Source organism: Streptomyces sp. NBC_01477 (assembly GCF_036227245.1).
Classification (GTDB): Bacteria; Actinomycetota; Actinomycetes; order Streptomycetales; family Streptomycetaceae; genus Actinacidiphila.
The window spans coordinates 1,859,782-1,877,698 of the sequence record NZ_CP109445.1; the positions used below are offsets into that span (position 1 = coordinate 1,859,782).

16 protein-coding genes are annotated in these 17,917 nt (G+C 74.0%); 7 read left to right on the forward strand and 9 right to left on the reverse strand.

Annotation, left to right across the window (positions count from 1 at the left end; translation table 11 throughout):
• Positions 1–145 precede the first annotated feature (145 nt).
• On the reverse strand, positions 146–2,200 hold the full coding sequence (locus OHA86_RS07245) for a DUF5107 domain-containing protein (protein WP_329173459.1): 2,055 nt from the start codon (positions 2,198–2,200) through the stop codon (positions 146–148).
• Positions 2,201–2,449: 249 nt separating this feature from the next.
• On the opposite strand from OHA86_RS07245, the gene OHA86_RS07250 reads away from it, so the two are divergent.
• Genes OHA86_RS07250 through OHA86_RS07260 form a run of 3 tightly spaced genes read left to right on the forward strand, consistent with a single transcriptional unit; the run spans position 2,450 to position 4,344 of the window.
• Positions 2,450–3,226 carry a maleylpyruvate isomerase N-terminal domain-containing protein gene (locus tag OHA86_RS07250; protein WP_329173460.1) on the forward strand — a complete coding sequence of 259 codons (777 nt, stop codon included), beginning with the start codon at positions 2,450–2,452 and terminating at the stop codon, positions 3,224–3,226.
• A gap of 32 nt (positions 3,227–3,258) precedes the next feature.
• A complete protein-coding gene (locus OHA86_RS07255) occupies positions 3,259–3,903 on the forward strand; it encodes a hypothetical protein (protein ID WP_329173462.1) in 645 nt (214 codons plus the stop codon).
• A 9-nt stretch (positions 3,904–3,912) separates the two neighbouring features.
• Positions 3,913–4,344, forward strand: a complete 432-nt coding sequence (locus OHA86_RS07260; protein WP_329173463.1) for an ankyrin repeat domain-containing protein — start codon at positions 3,913–3,915, stop codon at positions 4,342–4,344.
• Between the two features lie 33 nt (positions 4,345–4,377).
• Here the strand turns inward: OHA86_RS07260 and alc are convergent, their stop codons facing one another.
• The 3 genes from alc to OHA86_RS07275 all read right to left on the reverse strand — a co-directional run bounded on the left by alc (position 4,378) and on the right by OHA86_RS07275 (position 7,743).
• Positions 4,378–5,553 (reverse strand): allantoicase, encoded by a 1,176-nt coding sequence (gene alc, locus OHA86_RS07265; RefSeq protein WP_329173464.1) that lies wholly within the window; start codon positions 5,551–5,553, stop codon positions 4,378–4,380.
• Between the two features lie 173 nt (positions 5,554–5,726).
• Entirely contained in the window at positions 5,727–6,665 is a 939-nt protein-coding gene (locus OHA86_RS07270; protein WP_329173465.1) for a LysR family transcriptional regulator, read from the reverse strand.
• Between the two features lie 94 nt (positions 6,666–6,759).
• Positions 6,760–7,743, reverse strand: a complete 984-nt coding sequence (locus OHA86_RS07275; RefSeq protein ID WP_329173467.1) for an AraC family transcriptional regulator — start codon at positions 7,741–7,743, stop codon at positions 6,760–6,762.
• Between the two features lie 174 nt (positions 7,744–7,917).
• On the opposite strand from OHA86_RS07275, the gene OHA86_RS07280 reads away from it, so the two are divergent.
• Entirely contained in the window at positions 7,918–8,424 is a 507-nt protein-coding gene (locus OHA86_RS07280) for an anthrone oxygenase family protein (protein ID WP_329173468.1), read from the forward strand.
• Positions 8,425–8,578: 154 nt separating this feature from the next.
• Here OHA86_RS07280 and OHA86_RS07285 read toward each other — a convergent pair whose 3' ends face one another.
• Entirely contained in the window at positions 8,579–9,439 is an 861-nt protein-coding gene (locus OHA86_RS07285) for a crotonase/enoyl-CoA hydratase family protein (protein ID WP_329173469.1), read from the reverse strand.
• Between the two features lie 26 nt (positions 9,440–9,465).
• Complete coding sequence (locus OHA86_RS07290; RefSeq protein WP_329173471.1) at positions 9,466–10,038, reverse strand: helix-turn-helix domain-containing protein; 573 nt, start codon at positions 10,036–10,038, stop codon at positions 9,466–9,468.
• Positions 10,039–10,178: 140 nt separating this feature from the next.
• Between OHA86_RS07290 and OHA86_RS07295 the strand changes: the two genes are divergently transcribed.
• The 3 genes from OHA86_RS07295 to OHA86_RS07305 all read left to right on the forward strand — a co-directional run bounded on the left by OHA86_RS07295 (position 10,179) and on the right by OHA86_RS07305 (position 12,403).
• Positions 10,179–10,826 (forward strand): AzlC family ABC transporter permease, encoded by a 648-nt coding sequence (locus OHA86_RS07295; RefSeq protein WP_443071654.1) that lies wholly within the window; start codon positions 10,179–10,181, stop codon positions 10,824–10,826.
• Complete coding sequence (locus tag OHA86_RS07300) at positions 10,823–11,146, forward strand: AzlD domain-containing protein (RefSeq protein WP_329173473.1); 324 nt, start codon at positions 10,823–10,825, stop codon at positions 11,144–11,146. The genes OHA86_RS07295 and OHA86_RS07300 overlap by 4 nt, the downstream gene beginning before the upstream one ends.
• Before the next feature lie 156 nt (positions 11,147–11,302).
• Positions 11,303–12,403, forward strand: a complete 1,101-nt coding sequence (locus OHA86_RS07305; protein WP_329173475.1) for a phosphatidylinositol-specific phospholipase C domain-containing protein — start codon at positions 11,303–11,305, stop codon at positions 12,401–12,403.
• A 76-nt stretch (positions 12,404–12,479) separates the two neighbouring features.
• On the opposite strand, the gene eccCb is transcribed toward OHA86_RS07305, so the two are convergent.
• The 3 genes from eccCb to OHA86_RS07320 all read right to left on the reverse strand — a co-directional run bounded on the left by eccCb (position 12,480) and on the right by OHA86_RS07320 (position 17,805).
• Positions 12,480–16,817 (reverse strand): type VII secretion protein EccCb, encoded by a 4,338-nt coding sequence (gene eccCb / locus OHA86_RS07310; protein WP_329173477.1) that lies wholly within the window; start codon positions 16,815–16,817, stop codon positions 12,480–12,482.
• On the reverse strand, positions 16,783–17,262 hold the full coding sequence (locus OHA86_RS07315) for a hypothetical protein (protein WP_329173479.1): 480 nt from the start codon (positions 17,260–17,262) through the stop codon (positions 16,783–16,785). The genes eccCb and OHA86_RS07315 overlap by 35 nt, the downstream gene beginning before the upstream one ends.
• 153 nt (positions 17,263–17,415) lie before the next feature.
• Entirely contained in the window at positions 17,416–17,805 is a 390-nt protein-coding gene (locus OHA86_RS07320; protein WP_329173480.1) for a nuclear transport factor 2 family protein, read from the reverse strand.
• Positions 17,806–17,917 lie beyond the last annotated feature (112 nt).

A 17,917-nucleotide genomic window follows, 5' to 3' on the forward strand; every position in this document is an offset into this window, starting at 1 on the left:
GACTCCCCCGTCGGTACGGCGTTCGCCCCCTGGTCAGGGGCGCAGCGACCACTGTGGCGGGAGGTGCGCGGGCCGGGCCACCGGTTTACCGCCGCGGGCGGTCGGCGGCCCCCCGCGGCTGACTGCCCGTCAACTGCTGGGCATCTCAGTTGTCGGGGCGCATCAGAAAGTCGTAGTGGGCGGGCAGCGGGTGCTCGGCCCTGGCCGCGGCGCGCACCGCGTCGGTGATCTCGCCGTCGCCGGCCAGCAGGACTTCCGCGACGGCGTACCAGGTCTCGTTCAGCTCCTCCGCGCCCTCCCGCAGGTCGGGGACGACGATCCCGGCGTCCAGCAGGGCGCGCGCGCCGGCCGCGTCCCCCCGGGCGAGTGCGGTACGGGCGCGCAGCAGCCTGATCCGCCCGTCGTCCAGCGGTACGGTCCCGCCGAAGGCCGGCTCCGCGATGATGCGGTCGGCGTCGGCGGCCCGGCCGGCGGCGAGCAGCACGGGCACGGCCTCGACGAGCAGCGCGCGCTGGACGGCCCGCGCCTCGGGTCCGTACTGCCCGGCGCCGGCCTTGAGGCTGTCCCAGGCCGCCGTGTAGCGCTCGGCGGCCTGCTCCGTCCTGCCCGCGGCGGCGTCGGCGACCGCCAGCGCGCGATGGCACCACGGCGAGGGGTGGGCGGCCAGCGAACGCTCCCAGCTGCGGACGGCCTGCGCGCGGTCGTCGGCGGCCCACTGGGCTATGCCGAGGTAGTAGTCGCGGAACCATTCGTTGCCCGGGTAGGTGTCGGCGGACTCCAGCAGTTCGCGCCACTGCGGTGAGACCAGGCAGGGGCCAGGCGCGGCGCCGGCGGTGGGCCGGGGGAAGACGCCGGCCACCAGCAGTTCGACCCAGGGCTTCTGCGGGTCGCCGAGGGTGGTGGGCTCGAAGGGGGTGCCGGGCAGCGGGAAGTGGCCGCGCGCGATCTCCAGGGCGCCCCAGCCCGAACCGGTGGCCAGGATGTCCTTGGGCTCCGCGTCGGCGTGCCCGAGCCAGTCGGCGTACGCGGTGTCGACGGTCACGCGCGGCAGGGCCGCCTCCAGCCGGGCGGCGGCCTCGGCGCGGGCGGTGGCCCAGTCCTCGGCGTGCACCAGGTCCGGGTCGGCGCTGAGCGGGCCGTAGGTCTCCAGCCAGGAGAGGTCGGTGTCGGGGGGCATCGGGATGTGCTCGAACTGGGTGCGGGCCAGGCCCGCCTGGATCTCCAGATAGCCGCCGGTACCCGGCTCGGTGAGCCAGTCCTGCCAGCGCCGGCCGCCGCTGCCCCGGCCCCACAGGAAGATCTTCCGGCCGCGCAGCAGGTCGGTGGACGTCTGGACCAGGCCGTGGCCGTCGCCGTCCAGCGCGGTGATCCAGCGGCGGTCCTCGCCGCGGATGTCGAGGAAGTAGTCGGCCGGGTGCTGCGAACCGGTGGGGTAGCTGACGTCCGGGCCGCCGGGGGCCGGGGCGGGCAGCCCGACATGGCGGAGTGCGCGCCGGTGCCCGAAGTGCCAGGCGGCCTCGGCGGGGGCCAGCACGCGGGTGCGGTCGGTCTCGGGGACCGCGGTGTTGGACCACCAGTAGGCGGGGACGGTGCGGTCGTGCGGATTGCGGACCCGGATGCCGACGTAGAGGAAGTCGGAGTCCTCCGGGAGCCACAGGTCGATCTGGAAGGCCAGGTCGCGCAGCCGCTCCCACTCCCACAGCCGCAGCATCTCGCCGCCGTCGGGCGCCGGCACCCGGCCGGCGTGCAGCGGGGCGCAGGTGTGCGCGGCATGCCCGGTGGTGCCGAGATTCCACTCGACCCCGCCGGAGAACCAGGCGCCGGCCAGCGCGAAGTCCGCGGGCTGGAACACCGGGTTGCGGTAGAGCAGTTCACGCCCCGTGGGCTTGTGGAACAGCGAGTGCAGCCGCCCGCCGAGGCCCGGCAGCACCGTGGCGCGCAGCCGGCTGTTCTCGATCACCAGGGCGTCGAGCTCGGCGGGCTCGCGGTCCCGCCCGTAGCCGTCGAGCAGCCGCACCGGGAGCACCGTACTCATCGGTCCGTACCCGATCTGCCGTGCCATGTCGGCGGGCAGCCCGTCGAGGTCGGCCGGGTCGAGCCGGTGCAGTTCACCTCGCGGGCGCAGCGCGGGCAGTGGATTCTCCGGTCCGAGCGGGGCGGCCGGAATGCTCACCTTCGTACTGCGCACGGTCGTAGCCAAGGCCACCTCATCCGGTTCGTCGGGTACGGCTCGGCCGCCGTGGTCCGCGGCGGCCGTCGTCGGGTGTGCGGGACCGACAGGACCAGCAGGGCCGACGATCACCATGGAACAGCCTTCGCCGCGCTCTGAACAGGCCCTGTCCGAGTCAGGGTTGGGCAAAACTGCCGTAATCGGTCACCATGGCGGCGGGCTTGTCGGACTCGCCCCCGACCGGGTTGGTTGTCGGTGTTCGCTGCTACAACGGAGCCCATGACGACGTCGCCGGAGCCGCGGTTCGAAGAATGGCTCGACCAGATCGAGGAGCGGTCCGCCGCCCTTCGGTCCGCGGCAGGCAAGGCGCCCTCCGGCAGCCGGATTCCGGCCTGCCCCGACTGGACGGTGCCGGACCTGCTTGAGCATGTCGGCGGGATGCAGCGCTTCTGGGCCGCCGCCGTCGCGGCCGGTCCCGCGCCCCGTCCGCCGGCCGACGGCGAGGTGCCGGACCGCACGCCGACCGGTGATCTGCTGGAGTGGTCGGCGCACTCCACGGTGGCGCTGCTCGGTGCGCTGCGCGCCGCGGGTGCGGACGCGCGGTGCTGGACCTGGTGGGCGGACTCGGGCAACGCCGCCACGGCCGGCGCGGTGGCCCGGCACCAGGTGCAGCTGGCGGCGGTGCATGTCAGGGACGCCCAGGACGCCGCGGGTGCGCCCGAACCCCTGCCGTCCGGGCTCGCGATGGATGCGATCGATGAGTTCCTCCATGTCGGTTTCGGTTCGATGGACGGCTGGCCGCACTCCCCCTCCCGGGTCGCGCTGGTGGCGGACGAGGGCCGGACCTGGACGCTGATCCTGGACGAAACCGGCGCCTCGGCCGTCCCCAGCGCGACCGGCGAGGGCAGGCCCGAGGCCGACGCGACCGTGTCGGCGCCGGCGAGCGACCTCCTGCTGGCCCTCTACCGCCGCATCCCCTGGGACAGCGGCACCCTGCGGGTGACCGGCGACGACGCCCTCGTACGGCAGTTGGTGGTCTGGCCGCCGCTCGACTGAGGACGTACCGTCCTGATAAAGGGGTGATGCCCATGTCAGGTCGAGGGTGGCAGGCGGCCGGTGTGACGGGTGTGGCACTGCTGTTGATCGCGGGCTGCTCATGGGGCGGTCACCACGACCCGCCCGGAGCGGCACTCCCCACCGGATCCCCCGGACCCCCGGTGGGCAGCATCGACCATCCCCGCCCGGTCGACTGCTTGGACGGCGCGACTCCACTGCCCGGCAGCGGGACCGGCTCCGCCTCCGCGACCGGCCGCCCCTGGTCACCGCCCGGCTCGCCGTCGCCCAGCCCGGGACGGGACGACGTGACGGTCGGTCCGCTGACTCTGCGCGGTCTGCGCGGTCTGGCCGGCGGCGACCAGGGCGCGCACGGCGTGCGCAATGCGGACGGCTGGCACTATCTGATCGGCACCTCCGTGCGGGACGGCGGGGCGGTGACCCTCACCATCGGCGCCGAGCAGCGTGCCCGGGCGGGTCTGGAATTCGGCGGCAGCCAGGGCATGGCGCCCGCGCCTGCGGTGACCTTCCACGGCTGTGCTGATGCGGCGACCTCCTATCTGGGTGCGTTCTTCGTGGCGGGCGACGGCAAGGCGTGCGTGCCGCTGGACATCCGGGTGGGTGATGGCGCGCCGCAGCGGGTGGTGATCTCCTTCTTCGACGGCGAGTGCCCTGCATAGGGTGGGCCCATGACCGAGCCGACCCTTGGACACTCTCCCGACGCCGAGCACGAGCCCGCCCACGACCCCGAGGTGCTGCACCTGGCCGCACAGGTCTTCGACCTGGCCCGGCAGGGCGACACCGCGAAGCTCGCCGCGTACATCGACGCCGGCGTCCCGGCGAATCTGACCAACGACCGCGGTGACACGCTGCTGATGCTCGCCGCCTACCACGGTCATGCGGACACCGTCACGGCGCTGCTCGCCCGCGGCGCGGAAGCCGACCGGGCCAACGACCGCGGCCAGACCCCGCTGGCCGGCGCGGTCTTCAAGGGCGAGCAGGACGTGATCGGCGCCCTGGTCGAGGCGGGCGCCGACCCGGCCGCCGGAGCGCCGTCGGCGATCGACACGGCCCGGCTGTTCGGCAAGCACGACCTGCTCACGCTCTTCAGTGCCGGGTGACCCCCTCCCGGCCGAGCGCCGGATGACGCCCGGTCAGGCAATGGCCTCGGTGCGCCGGGCGAGTCGGTCCGCGCCCTGCTCGGTCAAGGTGCCGTGCAGCCGCAGCCGGGCTATCCCGCCGTCCGGGAAGATGTCGACCCTCACATGGGTGGCCGGCCGCGGCTCAACAAGGAAGCGATGGACCGTGTCGGGCTGCAACCGCACCCGGTCCAGCAGCCTGACCCACCCGACGCCTTCTCCCCCGCCCGGCCCGGCACCCTCGGAGCCACCGCCCGGCCCGGAACCTTCGCCGTCCCTGACCCACAGCTCCGCCCAGCCCGCCGCATTGCCCTTGAGATACCCGGTGTCGATCTCGACCGCGCGGATCTCGCCCTGCTCGACCAGCCGATAGCTGATCCAGTCGTGCCCGCGGTCGCGGCGCCGCCGGGTCTCCCAGCCGTCGTCCATCTTCTGCGAGCGGCCCGGCAGGATGGTGTGCTCGGGCGGTGAGTAGAAGCGGTCGGAGGCGTCCTCCACCGTCCCGCCGTTCTCCAGCGCCACCAGGTCGAACGTTCTCAGGCCCGCCAGCCACGCCGGGTCGGGCACCACCTCGCCCAGCACCCGCAGCCGCGCCACGCCGCCGTCCGGATACTGGCGCAGCCTCAGATGGGTGAAGCGGCGCTCGACATGCACCGCGAAGGCGTTCTCGGCGTGGCCGCCGACGGCGGTCCGCGGTATCACCTCGGTCCAGCGCACCGCCGGATCCAGCAGTTCCTCCGGCGACGCCCACGGTGACGCCGCGGCTGCTTCCACCGACACCGCTTGCGGGTAATTCCCCCGGAAATGCGCGGTGTCGACGATGATCGCGTGGATCACCCCGGGTGTCCCCAGCCGGATCAGCGCCCAGTCGTGGTCGGCCGGGTCGGGGTGCGGCACCTGGTCCGACGCCCCGCGCCGCCGCCTGGTCTCCCAGCCGTCCATGATCTTGCCCTTGTGCCCGAAGCGCTCGGGATCGAAGACGGCCGGACCCCGTACCAGCAGATTCTCCCGCTCGGCGAAGAATTCGTCGTTCGCCGCGATCACCCCCGCGCCGAGCCTGCGGTCGGCCAGGTCGGCGAATCGCGCGAGCCCGGCCGGGCCCAGGTCCGTACTTCGGTAGTCCGCGAACGGATTGCCGCCCGCGTACGGGAGCGCGTCCCCGGTGAAGGACGTCAGCGCGGTGAACGTCACCCCTGGCTCAGCGCCCGTCCCGGCACCCGCGCCCACACCCACGTCCGACCCCGCGCCGGCCACTGTCCTTGTCATCGCCCGTCCGCCTCTCTTCGATTTCTCTTCGCTCGCCTGCTCCGATCTCTTTCTGTCCTCCACTCTCCGCTGCGACCACCGTTCACGTCCATCGAAACTTACTGAACAGACCTTTCAGTTGCGCTGTACAGTGGGTCGAGGTCGGCGGCCTGCCGCAGTGTGTCGAGCGTCCGCCGCAGCAGGGGTGCGTCCTGCGCTCCGCCGCGTACCGCCCCGACGATCCGGCGGCGCGGCCTGTCCGCCTCCAGCGCCCGGACGACAACCTCCTGGCGCAGCCCGCCCGCGGTCGCCATCCGCGGCACCAGCGCGACCCCCATCCCGGCCGCGACCAGCGAGAAGATCGCCGGCCAGTCCGTCGCCGCATGCGCCTGTTCCGGCACGAACCCGGCGTCGGCGCAGGCCGCGAGGGTGAGGTCGCGCCACGGCCCCCGACTGCCGAAGATCCACGGCTCCTCCGCCAGTTGCGCCAGCCGCAGCGCGGGCGCCGCCGCCAACGGGTGGCCGGGCGGCAGGGCGATGTCGAGCGGGTCGGTGAGCAGCGGGAAGAGCACGAAGCGCGGGTCCCGGGCGGTCGGCGCGTCCACCGCGAGCGACAGCGCGAGATCGACGTCACCGGCGGCGAGCTGCTCGTACGCCTCGGCGGCCTCGGCCTCCCGCACCGACATCGTGATGCCGGGCGAGCTGCGGCGCAACAGGGCTGCGGCGGGCACCACCAGCCGGGTGATCGCGGTGGCGATGGTCCCGACCCGCACCACGCCCGCCTCCCCCTGCGCCCACCCGTCGATCTCGGCCCCGGCGCGTTCGAGCTGCGCGAAGACGATCTCGGAGTGCCGCAGCAGCACGTGCGCGGCTCCGGTGAGCCGGACGCCGCGGCCCCGCGCCTCGATGACGGGCGTGCCGACCTGCTTGGACAGGGCGGCCAGCTGCTGCGACACGGCCGACGGTGTCATCCGCAGCACGCCCGCGGCGGCGGTGACGGTGCCCGTGTCGTGCAGGGCGCGCAGGATCTGCAGTTTGCGGAGGTCCCAGTCCTTCATGCAGCCAGCCTAAACATTCCTCGCCGGAACGTTCTGCCGACGTCCGGGCGCGGACCCCGGTATTCGGCCGGCCTGCGGACGCGGACCACGGGTGCTACGAGGCCGCCGCGGTGCGCTCCCTGTGCTGCTGCGGGCTGACGCCGCGGACCCGCTTGAAGGCCGAGCTGAGCGCGAAGGGGCTGCCGTAGCCGACCCGGCGGGCGACCGAGGCGACGGTGGAGTCCGGTTCACGCAGCAGGTCGGCCGCCAGGGCGAGCCGCCAGCCGGTCAGATACGCCATCGGGGGCTCGCCGACCAGGTCGGTGAACCGGCGGCCGAGCGCGGCCCGGGACACCCCGGTCCTGGCGGCCAGGTCCGCGACCGTCCAGGGGTGCGCGGGATCATCGTGCAGCAGGCGCAGCGCCGGCCCGACGACCGGGTCGCCCTGGGCGGCGTACCAGGCGGGCGCGGCGGCCTCGGGCCGGGCGAACCAGGTCCGCAGCACCGCGATCAGCAGCAGGTCGAGCAGCCGGTCGAGCACCACCTCCTGACCGGGCTCGTCCCGCACGATCTCCTCGCTCAGCAGCGCGGGCAGCGGGCTCGACCAGGCGTCGCCCGACAGCACCAGCACCCGGGGCAGCGCGGACAGCAGCCGGCTGCTGATCTCGCCGCGCATCTGGTAGGTCCCGCTGATCATCACCGCGAACGCGGGCGACTCGCCGGCCGGGCCGCCGGGGCCGCCGGCCCCGCCGGGATCGTCGCCCCAGGTCCGCACCCCCAGGTCCATCCGCTCGCACAGTTCGCCGCCGTCGGGATCGGTGGAGACCTGGCCCGGTCTGATGACGATCTGCGGTTCGGTGTCCCGGTCGCCCGCGACGGTGTACGGTTCCGGCCCGCGGATCACCGCGATGTCGCCGGGGCGCAGCAGTCGCGCCGGGCCGTCGTCGGTGCGTATCCAGGCGTCGTTGCGGACCATGTGCACCAGGGTCAGCGGCGCGAGGTCGGCGATCCTCACCGACCAGGGCGGAGTGAGGACCGACCGCAGCAGGAAGGCGCCCCGCGCCCGCGGGCCGTCCAGCAGATTGGCCAGTGCGTCCATGGCCACAGCCTAAAGCTGGACGCCTGCGTATGGGGACGAGCTTTTCGGCGATGGCCGGGCCGCGGTCCGGGCGGATTCACTGAGGTCATGACGCAGAACACGCGCATCGCACCGGTCGCGCACACCCAAGTCCCCGCGCCGTATGCGGCGCACCGCCCCACCCGAGGAGTTGTCATGAACGGCGACCTGCGCAGCCTGGTGCTGCTTGCCGCCACCCTCACCACCGGCCTGATGGCCGGCCTCTACTTCGCCTTCTCCGTCGCCGTCATGCCCGGTCTCGCGAAGGCCGGCGACCGCACCCTCATCGAGACGATGCAGCGCGTGAACGTGGCAATACTCAACGGCTGGTTCACCCTCGCCTTCGGCGGCGCCCTGGTGCTCGGTGTGCTCGCGGCGGTGATGCACCGCGGCGGGGAGGGACGGTCCGCGCTGCCGTGGATCATTGCGGGCGTGGTGCTCTACACGGCCTCGCTGGTGATCACCATGGGCTTCAGCGTGCCGCTCAACGACCGGCTGGCGGACGCGGGCGCGCCGGGGCGCCTGCACGATCCGGCGGCGGTGCGGGCGCAGTTCGAGTCCACATGGGTGCACTGGAACATCGCGCGGACCCTGGTCACCGCCGGCGCGCTCGGCTGCCTGGCGTGGGCGATGCGGGTGGCGGGCAGCACGGGCCGCGCGTGAGGCGCCGGTATGCCCCGGCGCCGCCGGAGCCGGCGGCGGTCGCGACCGGCGAGGGGTGGGCCGCCACAGGGGAGCGGCCCACCCCTCGCGTGAGCGTCGACCGCTTGGGCGCCTTCCGTCAACGCCCCTCCGGCGAGCGCGTCCTGGCTTTAAGTCAGCCGCCGAAGGCGCCGTGCCGTCCCTCGCCCGCGGCGAAGCGGGCCGCGCCTTGTGCCGCCTCGGCCAGGGAGACGCGGCCGTGGGTCAATTCCACGGCAAGGGCGGCGTCTTCCGGCAGTCCCTGCTGCTCCAGCAGGGCGAGCCGGTCGTGGCGCAGGCAGGTCTGCGGGAAGGCGGCGATCTCGGCCGCGAGTCGCTCGGCCGCGGCGCGGGCGGCGCCGGTGGGGACGACGCGGTCGGCGAGGCCGATGGCCAGTGCCTCGGCCGCGTCCACCGGCCGGCCGGTGAGGACGAGGTCCATGGCGCGGCCGGCGCCGATGAGCCGGGGCAGCCGTACGGTGCCGCCGTCGATCAGCGGGACGCCCCAGCGACGGCAGAAGACGCCGAAGACGGCGGACTCCTCCGCGACACGCAGGTCGCACCACAGCGCCAGCTCAAGGCCGCCCGCGACCGCGTGTCCCGACACGGCCGCGATGACCGGTTTGCCGAGCCGCATCCTGGTGGGCCCCATGGGACCGTCGCCATGTGCGACGCCGTCACCATGCGGTGCCGCGCCGTCGCCATGGGCCGCGCCTGCGGCGATGGGGCCGCCGGGGACGTCGGTGACGCTATTGCCGCGGGCAGTGCCGATCGCCTTGAGGTCGGCGCCCGCGCAGAAGGTGCCGCCCTCGCCCCAGAGCACCGCGACGGCCGCTCCGTCGTCGGCGTCGAAGGCGCGGAAGGCGTCGGCGAGTGCCCGTGCGGTGGGGCCGTCCACGGCGTTGCGGGCCGCGGGGCGGGACAGCACGACGGTGGTCACCGCCCCCTCGCGCTCGGTCCGTACGGCGGGTCCGTACGGTTCCGGCTGTTCCGGCATGGCGGCGGCTCCGTCCGGTCGGCGGGTCAGCGGTGTTCCTGTACGAGCACGGCGAGGGTGTCCGGTTCGAGGGCCCGGAAGACGTGGGCGATGTCGCCCGGGTAGGAGACGTAGTCGCCGGGGGCGAGTTCGACCGGGTCCTCCGCGATGCCGACCAGGGCGCGGCCGGTGCTGAGCACCACGTGCTCGACGACTCCCGGCATGTGCGGGTCGGACTCGCGGGCGGTGCCGGGCTGCGCGGACACCAGGTAGATGTCGCGCCGGGTGTGGGGCGGGGACGAGGCGAGCAAGGTGGCCACGTAGTCGGCGCGTTCGGCGGCGAAGGCGGGGCCCTCGCCCGCCCTGATGATCTGCACCCGGGGGCGCGGCGGCTCCACGAGCTGGGCGAAGGGCACGTCGAGAGTGACACTGAGCGCCCACAGCGTCTCCACGCTCGGGTTGCCGGTGCCCGATTCCAGCTGGGACAGCGTCGACTTGGCGATGCCGGCGCGGCGGGCCACCTCGGCGAGCGAGAGGCCGACGCGGCGGCGTTCACGCTGGAGCGAGGCCGCGATGACGGCGAGCGGGGGGCCGCCAGGAGATTTCTCGTCGTGTGCCACGCCACTCCTTCGTTCGCCGGAGAAGTCGATGTGTTCGCCTTGACGAACGACTCCCTGAGTGTTCAGCATAGGCGACGATGCGTTCGACATGGCGAACAAGACGAGCTCCAACGCGCAGCCTGGCGCGGGACATTGCGCTGGTGTGCGCCGCCGACGCAGTGGTCGGGGTGTCCTTCGGTGCGATCGCGGTCGGACTCGGCCTGCCGGCCTGGCTGCCGATGCTGCTGTCCCTGGTCGTCTTCGCGGGCGCGTCGCAGTTCCTTTTCATCGGCCTGCTGGGCGCGGGCGGCAATCCGGTCGCCGCGGCGGCCGCGGCGCTGCTGGTGAACGCCCGTCATGTGCCGTTCGGCTTCGCCCTGGGCGACGTCTTCGGCGCGGGCCGGCTGCGGCGGATCGTCGGCAGCCACCTGATGGTGGACGAGACGGTGGCCTTCGCGCTGGCGCAGGACGAACCGGCCCGGCGGCGTACGGCGTACTGGTTGTGCGGCACGGGGCTGTTCGTCAGCTGGAACGCCGGTGTGGTGCTGGGCACTTTCGGCGGGCAGGCGGTGGGCGACACCGACGCGCTGGGGCTCGACGCCGCCTTCCCCGCAGTGCTGATCGCCCTGCTGCTGCCGTCGCTGGGGACGGCGCCGACCCGCAGGGCGGCCCTCGCCGGGGTGCTGATCGCGCTGGCCGCGGCGCCCTTCCTGCCTGCGGGCCTGCCCGTGCTGCTCGCGCTGGCCGGGGTCGCCGCGGCCGGTACGCGGCTCGACGGGCGCCGGGCCGCCGCCAAGGGGCCGCGATGAGCACGCAGGCAGGTCTGGTGGCCGCCACCGCGGTCCTGGGCGCGGGCACCTTCGCCTTCCGCTTCGCCGGTCCCGTACTGCGCTCCCGGGTGACGCTGCCGCCCCGCGCCGAACGGCTGGTGGGCGTCGCGGTGGTGGTGCTGCTCGCCGCGCTGGTCGCCACGTCCGCGCTCACCGACGCGCACGCCTTCGCCGGGCCCGCCCGGCCCGCGGGGGTGGCGGTGGGTGCGCTGTGCGCGTGGCGCGGGGCGCCCTTCCTCGCGGTGGTCCTCGCAGCCGCCGCGACCACCGCCGTGCTGCGGCTGCTCGGCGTGTCGTGAAGCCCGAGCCAGGGACGATCGCGCCGGGCCGGCGGCAATGTGGCCGAACTCGGAGGTGACAGCAGGAATGCAGGCCGTGTTACGTGTCATGTCTCCGTCGCTTCACCCACGGACGACACCGTTCTGACGGAGAGCCACCCCCACAGGAGGACACACGTGACCGGTCCGCTGACCCGCCGCCTTCCGCTTCGCCCGCGCGCCACCGCGCGCACCGCACTGCTCGGCGCGCTCGCCGCCTGCCTCGCCTTCACCGTCGCGGGCCCCGGCGGCGGCAACGCTTCGGCCGCCGACACCGATGCGCTGCCGCTGTCCGGCACCACGACGTCCGGGCTGCACAACACCTACGATCCCGCCGCGTTCACGTATCTCGCTCAGGCGCTCGACTCGGGCACCTCGATGATCGAACTCGACGTGTGGGACGACTTCCTCACCCAGGAATGGAAGGTCAGCCACTCCAACCCGACCGGGAACAGCAACAACTGCGTCAACGCGTCCTCCGCCGCCCAGCTCTACACCGGCGGGGCCAACAAGGACCTGGAGAGCTGCCTGGACGACGTACGGGTGTGGCTCGGGGCGCATCCCGGGCACGGGCCGCTGATCATCAAGCTGGAGATGAAGGCGGGCTTCCAGGCCACCTTCGGGATGAGCGCCGCCAAGCTCGACCAGTCGATCAGCGCCCACCTGGGCAGTCTGGTGTTCAAGCCGAACGACCTGCTGAACAAGCCGGGCGGCGGGCAGTACGCCACCCTGGACGACGCCGCGAACGCCGGCAACTGGCCGAGCCGCGCCCAGCTCGCGGGCAAGGTGCTGCTCGAAGTCATCCCCGGCACGGTCGAGGAGGCCAACCCCACCGACACGCTGTGGACCGACAAGGAATACGCGGGCTACCTGCGGGACCTGCACACCCAGGGCAAGACCGCGCAGGCGAACATCTTCCCCTCGGTCCACACCGCCCAGGCGGGCGACCCCAGGACGCGGTATTCGGACAGCTCACTGCGGCCGTGGTTCGTGGCCTTCGACGGTGACGCCGCCACCTATCTCAACGGCAGCATCGACACGAGCTGGTACGACACGCACCACTACCTGCTCTTCATGACCGACTCGCAGAATGTGGCGCCCGCGCTGGACGACGTGAATCCCGCGCCGGCCGACGCACAGGCCAGGGTCGCGCAATTGGCCAAGGCGCACGCCACGGTGGCCTCCAACGACTGGAAGGGCCTGAACCAGGTCCAGGCGACGGTCCTGACGCGCGGCTGAGCCCTCGGCCGGCGGCCCGCCGCCCCTGACAGGTGCGCCCCGCGGTGGTCGGTCCGCCGCGGGGCGCACCGGCGGCTCAGGGCGCGGGTCGCAGCGCCACGAACCCCACGGGTCCCGGCGGCACCTGGGCGAGCTGGACGGTGGTGCTCCGGCCGCGCGTGTGCACTTCGGCCCGGCCCGGCTGGCGGAAGCGCCGCGGCCGGGCGGTGGCGAACAGCGGCCCGTGGGCGCGGTCGGCGGACAGCAGGATGCCGCCGGTCTCCGCGTCGCTCAGTGCCCGCGGCAAGGCGTCGGACTGCCATGTCGCCGCATTGGCCGCGCTGCGGACCACCACCAGGTGCAGGCCGATCTGCCGGGCCACCGGCAGGAATTCGGCCAGCGGGGTGAACGGGTCGTCGCCCCGCGGCGCCACCATGTCGTAGTCGTCCACCAGGACGTACGCCTCGGGCCTCGGCAGCCGGGGCGCGGCGGTCGCCTGGCGCGGCAGGGTCCGCACATCGGAGGCCCGCCCGCGCAGGACCTCGCACAGCTCGCCGATCTGCCCCTTGAGGACGTCGCGCGAGGCGGCGTGACTGAGCAGGTGGGGTCCTTCCACCGCGTCGGCGAGCGCCCCGCGGTAATCCACCACGGCGATCATGGCGCCGTCGGGCGGGTGGGCCGCCGTGATGCCGCGGGCCAGCACTCGCAGCGCGTTGGTCCGGCCCGAGCCCGGCGCGCCGTAGATCAGCAGATGCTGCTCCGCGGTGAAGTCCCAGCCGACCGGGGCGAGCGTGCCCTCGGCGACGCCCAGCGGGACGAACCGCCGGGACGGCGGGGCCGCGGTGTGGAGTTCGGCGAGCGTGATCAGGCTGGGCAGCACCCGCACCTTGCGCACGGCGGGGCCGGGCGCGCTCTTGCCCACCTGCTCGGCCAGGGCGCCGAGCGCGTCGCCGAGCCCGTCGGCCGTGCCGGCGCCGTCGATGCGCGGCAGCGCGCTCCTGAAGTGCTGGGCGTCCGCGGTGATGCCCCTGCCGGGGGTGAACGTCGGGACCATTGCCGCGGCGGAACGGCCCAGTTCGGAGTCGGCGGGGTCGGTCAGCCGCAGCTCGTACCGGGTGCTGAACTGCTCGTGCAGGGTGCGCGGGATGTCGCGCCAGCCGTTCGCCGTGACGACGACGTGGATGCCGCAGCCGGACCCGTACCGCAGCAGGCTCTCCACCTGCTCTTCCAGCTGCTCGAACTCCTTGCGCAGCACCTGCCATCCGTCGATGACCAGCAGGAGGTCACCGGTCCCCGCCTCGTCTCCCGGGTCGTCCGCGCCGCCCGGTGCCGCGCCGGCGGCGGCGCGGTCGTCGTCCGGCGACCGGTGGCCGCCCTGCGCCGAGAGGCGCTCCTCGCGGGCCTTCCACACCCGCACCGCGTCCTCCACCACGGCCACCACCCGCTCCGGGTCCACCCGGTCGGCGGTCCCGCCGACATGCGGCAGGTCCGCGAGACGGCCCAGGTCGCCGCCGCCGAAGTCGAGGCAGAGAAAGCGGACCTGCCGCGGGGTGTGGGTCAGCGCGAGCGAGCAGAGCAGGGTGCTGACGAGCGTGGTCTTGCCCGACTGCGGCCCGCCGACCACCGCCAGGTGTCCGCTGCGGCTGGACAGGTCGGCGACCAGCGCGGCGATCGTATGGTCCGCGGGCCGGTCGACCTGCCCGACCGGGGCCCGCAGCCGGCCGTACGCCGCCGGGTCGGCCAGTGTCGGCGCGCCCGGCGGGAGCGTGGTGAGCAGCGCGGCGAGGGAGGCCGGGGCGTCGAGCGGCGGCAGCCACATCCGGTGCGCGCGCGAGGTGACCCCGGCCATCCGGAACGCCAGCAGTTCGTACTCGGCGGGCCGCGGCTCGCCCACGACGTCCGTGAACGGCTGGGTGTACGAGGCGAAGGCGGCCCTGAACCGGGTCGGCGCTCCATCGGCCAGCAGATAGCCGGAACCCGGTGCGGGCGGCAGGGAGGCCGCGTCGGAGCTGCCGAGTACGGCCGCGCTGTCCGCCGGTGAGAAGGCCCGCAGCGCGATCCGGTAGCCGAACGCGCCGATGAGGTCGCCGCGCAGGGGCGGGCCCAGCCGCTGGGCGCCCATCAGCAGGTGGATGCCCACGCTGCGGCCGGCCCTGGCGAGCGTGCGCAGGACGTCGCCCACGGACGGCCAGGCGGTCAGCAGCTCGTCGTAGTCGTCGATGACCACCAGCAGCCTGGGCAGCGGCGGCAGCGGCACCCCCGCCCACCGCGCCTGCTCGTACGCCCCCACGGTGGCGAAGCTGCTCTCCCGCAGCATCTCCTGACGGCGGCTCATCTCGCCGGTCAGCACCTGCTCCATCCGGGTGACGAGATCCGGCTTCTCCGCCAGGCTTGTCATCAGTGCCGAGGTGTGCGGGAGCCGGCCGAAACCGGCGAAGGCGGCGGCGCCCTTGTAGTCGATCAGCGCGAAGCTGATCTCCTCCGGCGGGTGGGTGAGGGCCAGCGCCATGACGACGGTACGCATCAGCTCGGACTTGCCGGAGCCGGTGGCGCCCACGCACACCCCGTGCGGCCCGGCGCCGCCCTGGGCGCCGTCCTTGAGGTCGAGCAGCACGGTCCCGCCGTCCTCCGTGACGCCGACCGGCACCCGCAGGAAGCCGTGCGGGCGGGCGCCCTGCCAGGCCGCGCCGGGGTCATAGGCGGCGGGCTCCGCAATGCCGAGGAGCGCGGCCAGCCGGGTCTCCGCCTTCAGCGGGTCGGCGACGGCCTGCGGCTCGGCCGGCGGCGGGGCGGCCCATTCCGCGGTGATCCGGGCGCCGAGCGCGCCGAGCGCCTCGCGGTCGCCGCCGTCCTGAACCATCCGCGGCGCGGCGATCCGGAAGGGGCGGCCGTCTGCCAGGCCGCGGCCGGTGGACAGTGTGGCGGAGAGCACCGGGTCGTAGCGCGAGCCGCCGGGGTCGTCCAGGGCGAGTTCGTACCGGGTCTCCAGGACGCTCAGCAGCTCGCCGGGCAGCGTGTCCCACTGCCGGGCGCTGACCATGACGTGCACTCCGCAGTAGAGCCCCACATTGGCGATCCGCTGGATCTCATGGGCGAGGGCGGGGCGGGTGAGGGCGAAATCGAGCCACCCGTCGATGACCAGGAAGATGTCGGCGTGCCGGCCGGGCGGCAGCCCGCGGGAGGCCCGCAGCGCCCGGAAGTCGTCGGCGGACTCCAGGTCCAGGCTGCGGAAGAGACTCTGCCGGGCGTCGGCCACGGCCTGCGCACCGGCCAGCACCGCCCCGACGGTGTCGGTCTCGTGCGGCGCGGCGACCTGCCGGACATGGGGCAGGCCGCGCAGCACTCCGAGGCCGTTCACACCGCCTTCGAGCAGCAGGAATTCCGCCTCGTCCGGGGTATGGGTCAAGGCGGTGGCCACCAGCAGGGTGCGCAGCAGCGTCGTCTTGCCGCTGCCGGTGCGGCCCACGACGGCGGCGTGGCCCGCACGTCCCGCCAGGTCGGCGGTGACCGTCCGGGCGCCGCCGCGGTGCTCGATCCGCCCGACCGGCACCTCGAAACGTGACGCGCCGGGCCAGCCTTCGCAGCGCAGCCCCTGGTCGGTGGTGACCACCGGCGGCGGCAGCAGGTCGGCCAGGATCAACCCGTCGCGGCCCGGCACGGGGCCGTGCCCGCCGCGGCCGTGGTGGGCGGCGGTGGCGTAGGCCAGCTCCACCCGGCCGCTGCAGGAGCCCTTCTTGGTGGGTTTCTGCTCCTCGCCGAGCTGGGCGACGACCGCGTCGAAGACGTAGCCGTACAGCTCGTCGGGGGTGATCACGCCGTCCCGGTCGGCGTCGGCGGCGCCGGTGCGCAGGCCCTCGATGACGGCGGCGGTGAAGACCGAGGCGGGCTCGCCGTTGTCGGTGAAGCGGGTGCCCTCGTAGGCGTACGCCAGGCTGGTGGTGGAGGTCAGCACGAAGGTGCCCTTGCCGACCACCTCGCGCTCGACGTCCACCCGGCGCTCGGCCCGCGCGGTCAGGTCCCGGGTGAACAGGCCGCTGAAGCAGCAGTCGAGCAGGACGATCTTCGCCGCCGCCTCGCACTCGTCGAGCAGGTCGTGCACGAACGAGGCGCGGATCGCGGTGGTGTTGCGCCGCGACAGCCGGGTGTCGACGGTCGCGAAGAACAGCCGGTCGGCGTCGTTGGCCAGGCCGTGGCAGGCGAAGTAGAGCAGCACCAGGTCGTCGGGGGCGCGGTCGGTCAGCAGCTCCTCGACGGCCTCCTCGACCTCGGCCTTGGGCCGGTTGAGCAGCACCCGGACCAGGTCGAAGCGGCCGACCGCCGGGTCCTCCAGCAGCCGGGCGAGCTGGTCGGCCTCCCGCCCCGGCGCCCTGAGCTGGTTCAGGCCCGGGTCGGCGTAACCGTCAGTCGCGACCAGCAGTGCGATCCGCCGACCCACCTGCCGTATCCCCTCCGCCCGTGTCCTGCTCCGGCGCCGCACTGTCCGCGGCGCCGGCGCCGGCATCGGCGTTGGCCCATGCCGCGGCCAGGGCGACGAGTTGGTCCGCCGGGACACCGGTGCCGGACGCGGTGACGGTGCCGGTCCGCCCACCGACCTGCCAGCTGACGGTGGCCTGGGTGACCGCGGACCGCTCCAGGCGGCGCAGGATCACATCGACGACGCCTTTCACGGTGGCCGCCGAGAACACGCCGCTCACCACCAGGGTGCCGAGCTGCAGCGCCGTACCCGCCATGGCGCCGTCCGGCACCTCTGCGGCGTACGCGCGCCGCACCAGCAGTCCCGTGGCCTCCCGCAGGTCGCCCCGCAGCTGCCCGGTCAGCCGGTCGACGCGTTCGGCGTCCACCGCGGGCGCGGCGCCGACGGTCAGCTGCACATCGGCCATCGCGCGCCCGCCCCGTTTCCTTGTCCGCCCGGCCGCCGTGTCCGCCGGCCGTTCACGGCAATTGTGCCAAGGCCGGGGCGCGGGTGCCGGTGATCGGCGAAGTCGGTACGGCCGCGGTCGAGTTGCCCGGGCCGGCCGGAGGAGGCCGCGGGTCTACGCCTCCGGCTCCGGCCGTACGCCGGTCGGGCTGAGGTGCAGGGCCGCGAGCCTCCAGTCCGCGCCGTCCGCGACGATCATCTGGGTGACGCGGAAGTGGCCGTCGACGTCCCGCCCGTCGTAGATGCTCTGCTGGCCCTGTACGCCCACCGCGACCGCCGCGCGCCCGTGCCTGCGGACCGTCACCTCTTCCCAGGTGAAGGCGTCGTGTATGAGCGCGCCCGAGGCATAGCGGTCGATCCACTGCTTCTTGTCCAGGACGAAGCCCTGCGGACCCACCGCCGTGAAGTCCTCGGTGAGCAGGGCGTCCAGCGCGGCCACGTCGCCCAGCCGCTCGGCCTCGGTCCATTGCCGCGCGAACTCGGCCAGCTCCTGGTCGTGGTCCATGCCGTTGCCTCCTGTGCGCCCGTGGGGAGATGGGCAATCCCTCTTGCCCCCTTCAGACTCCCGCAGCGGCGCGGATGTGACATCGACCTGCGGGAGGTCTTCCCCCTCCTCC

Coding starts and splice junctions, on each gene's coding strand:
- OHA86_RS07285 (WP_329173469.1), bottom strand. CDS start 9,439: ATGCCGGAACAGCCGGAACCGTACGGACCCGCCGTACGGACCGAGCGC.
- OHA86_RS07250 (WP_329173460.1), top strand. CDS start 2,450: ATGACGACGTCGCCGGAGCCGCGGTTCGAAGAATGGCTCGACCAGATC.
- OHA86_RS07275 (WP_329173467.1), bottom strand. CDS start 7,743: ATGGACGCACTGGCCAATCTGCTGGACGGCCCGCGGGCGCGGGGCGCC.
- OHA86_RS07280 (WP_329173468.1), top strand. CDS start 7,918: ATGAACGGCGACCTGCGCAGCCTGGTGCTGCTTGCCGCCACCCTCACC.
- OHA86_RS07320 (WP_329173480.1), bottom strand. CDS start 17,805: ATGGACCACGACCAGGAGCTGGCCGAGTTCGCGCGGCAATGGACCGAG.
- OHA86_RS07270 (WP_329173465.1), bottom strand. CDS start 6,665: ATGAAGGACTGGGACCTCCGCAAACTGCAGATCCTGCGCGCCCTGCAC.
- OHA86_RS07255 (WP_329173462.1), top strand. CDS start 3,259: ATGTCAGGTCGAGGGTGGCAGGCGGCCGGTGTGACGGGTGTGGCACTG.
- OHA86_RS07315 (WP_329173479.1), bottom strand. CDS start 17,262: ATGGCCGATGTGCAGCTGACCGTCGGCGCCGCGCCCGCGGTGGACGCC.
- OHA86_RS07300 (WP_329173473.1), top strand. CDS start 10,823: ATGAGCACGCAGGCAGGTCTGGTGGCCGCCACCGCGGTCCTGGGCGCG.
- OHA86_RS07260 (WP_329173463.1), top strand. CDS start 3,913: ATGACCGAGCCGACCCTTGGACACTCTCCCGACGCCGAGCACGAGCCC.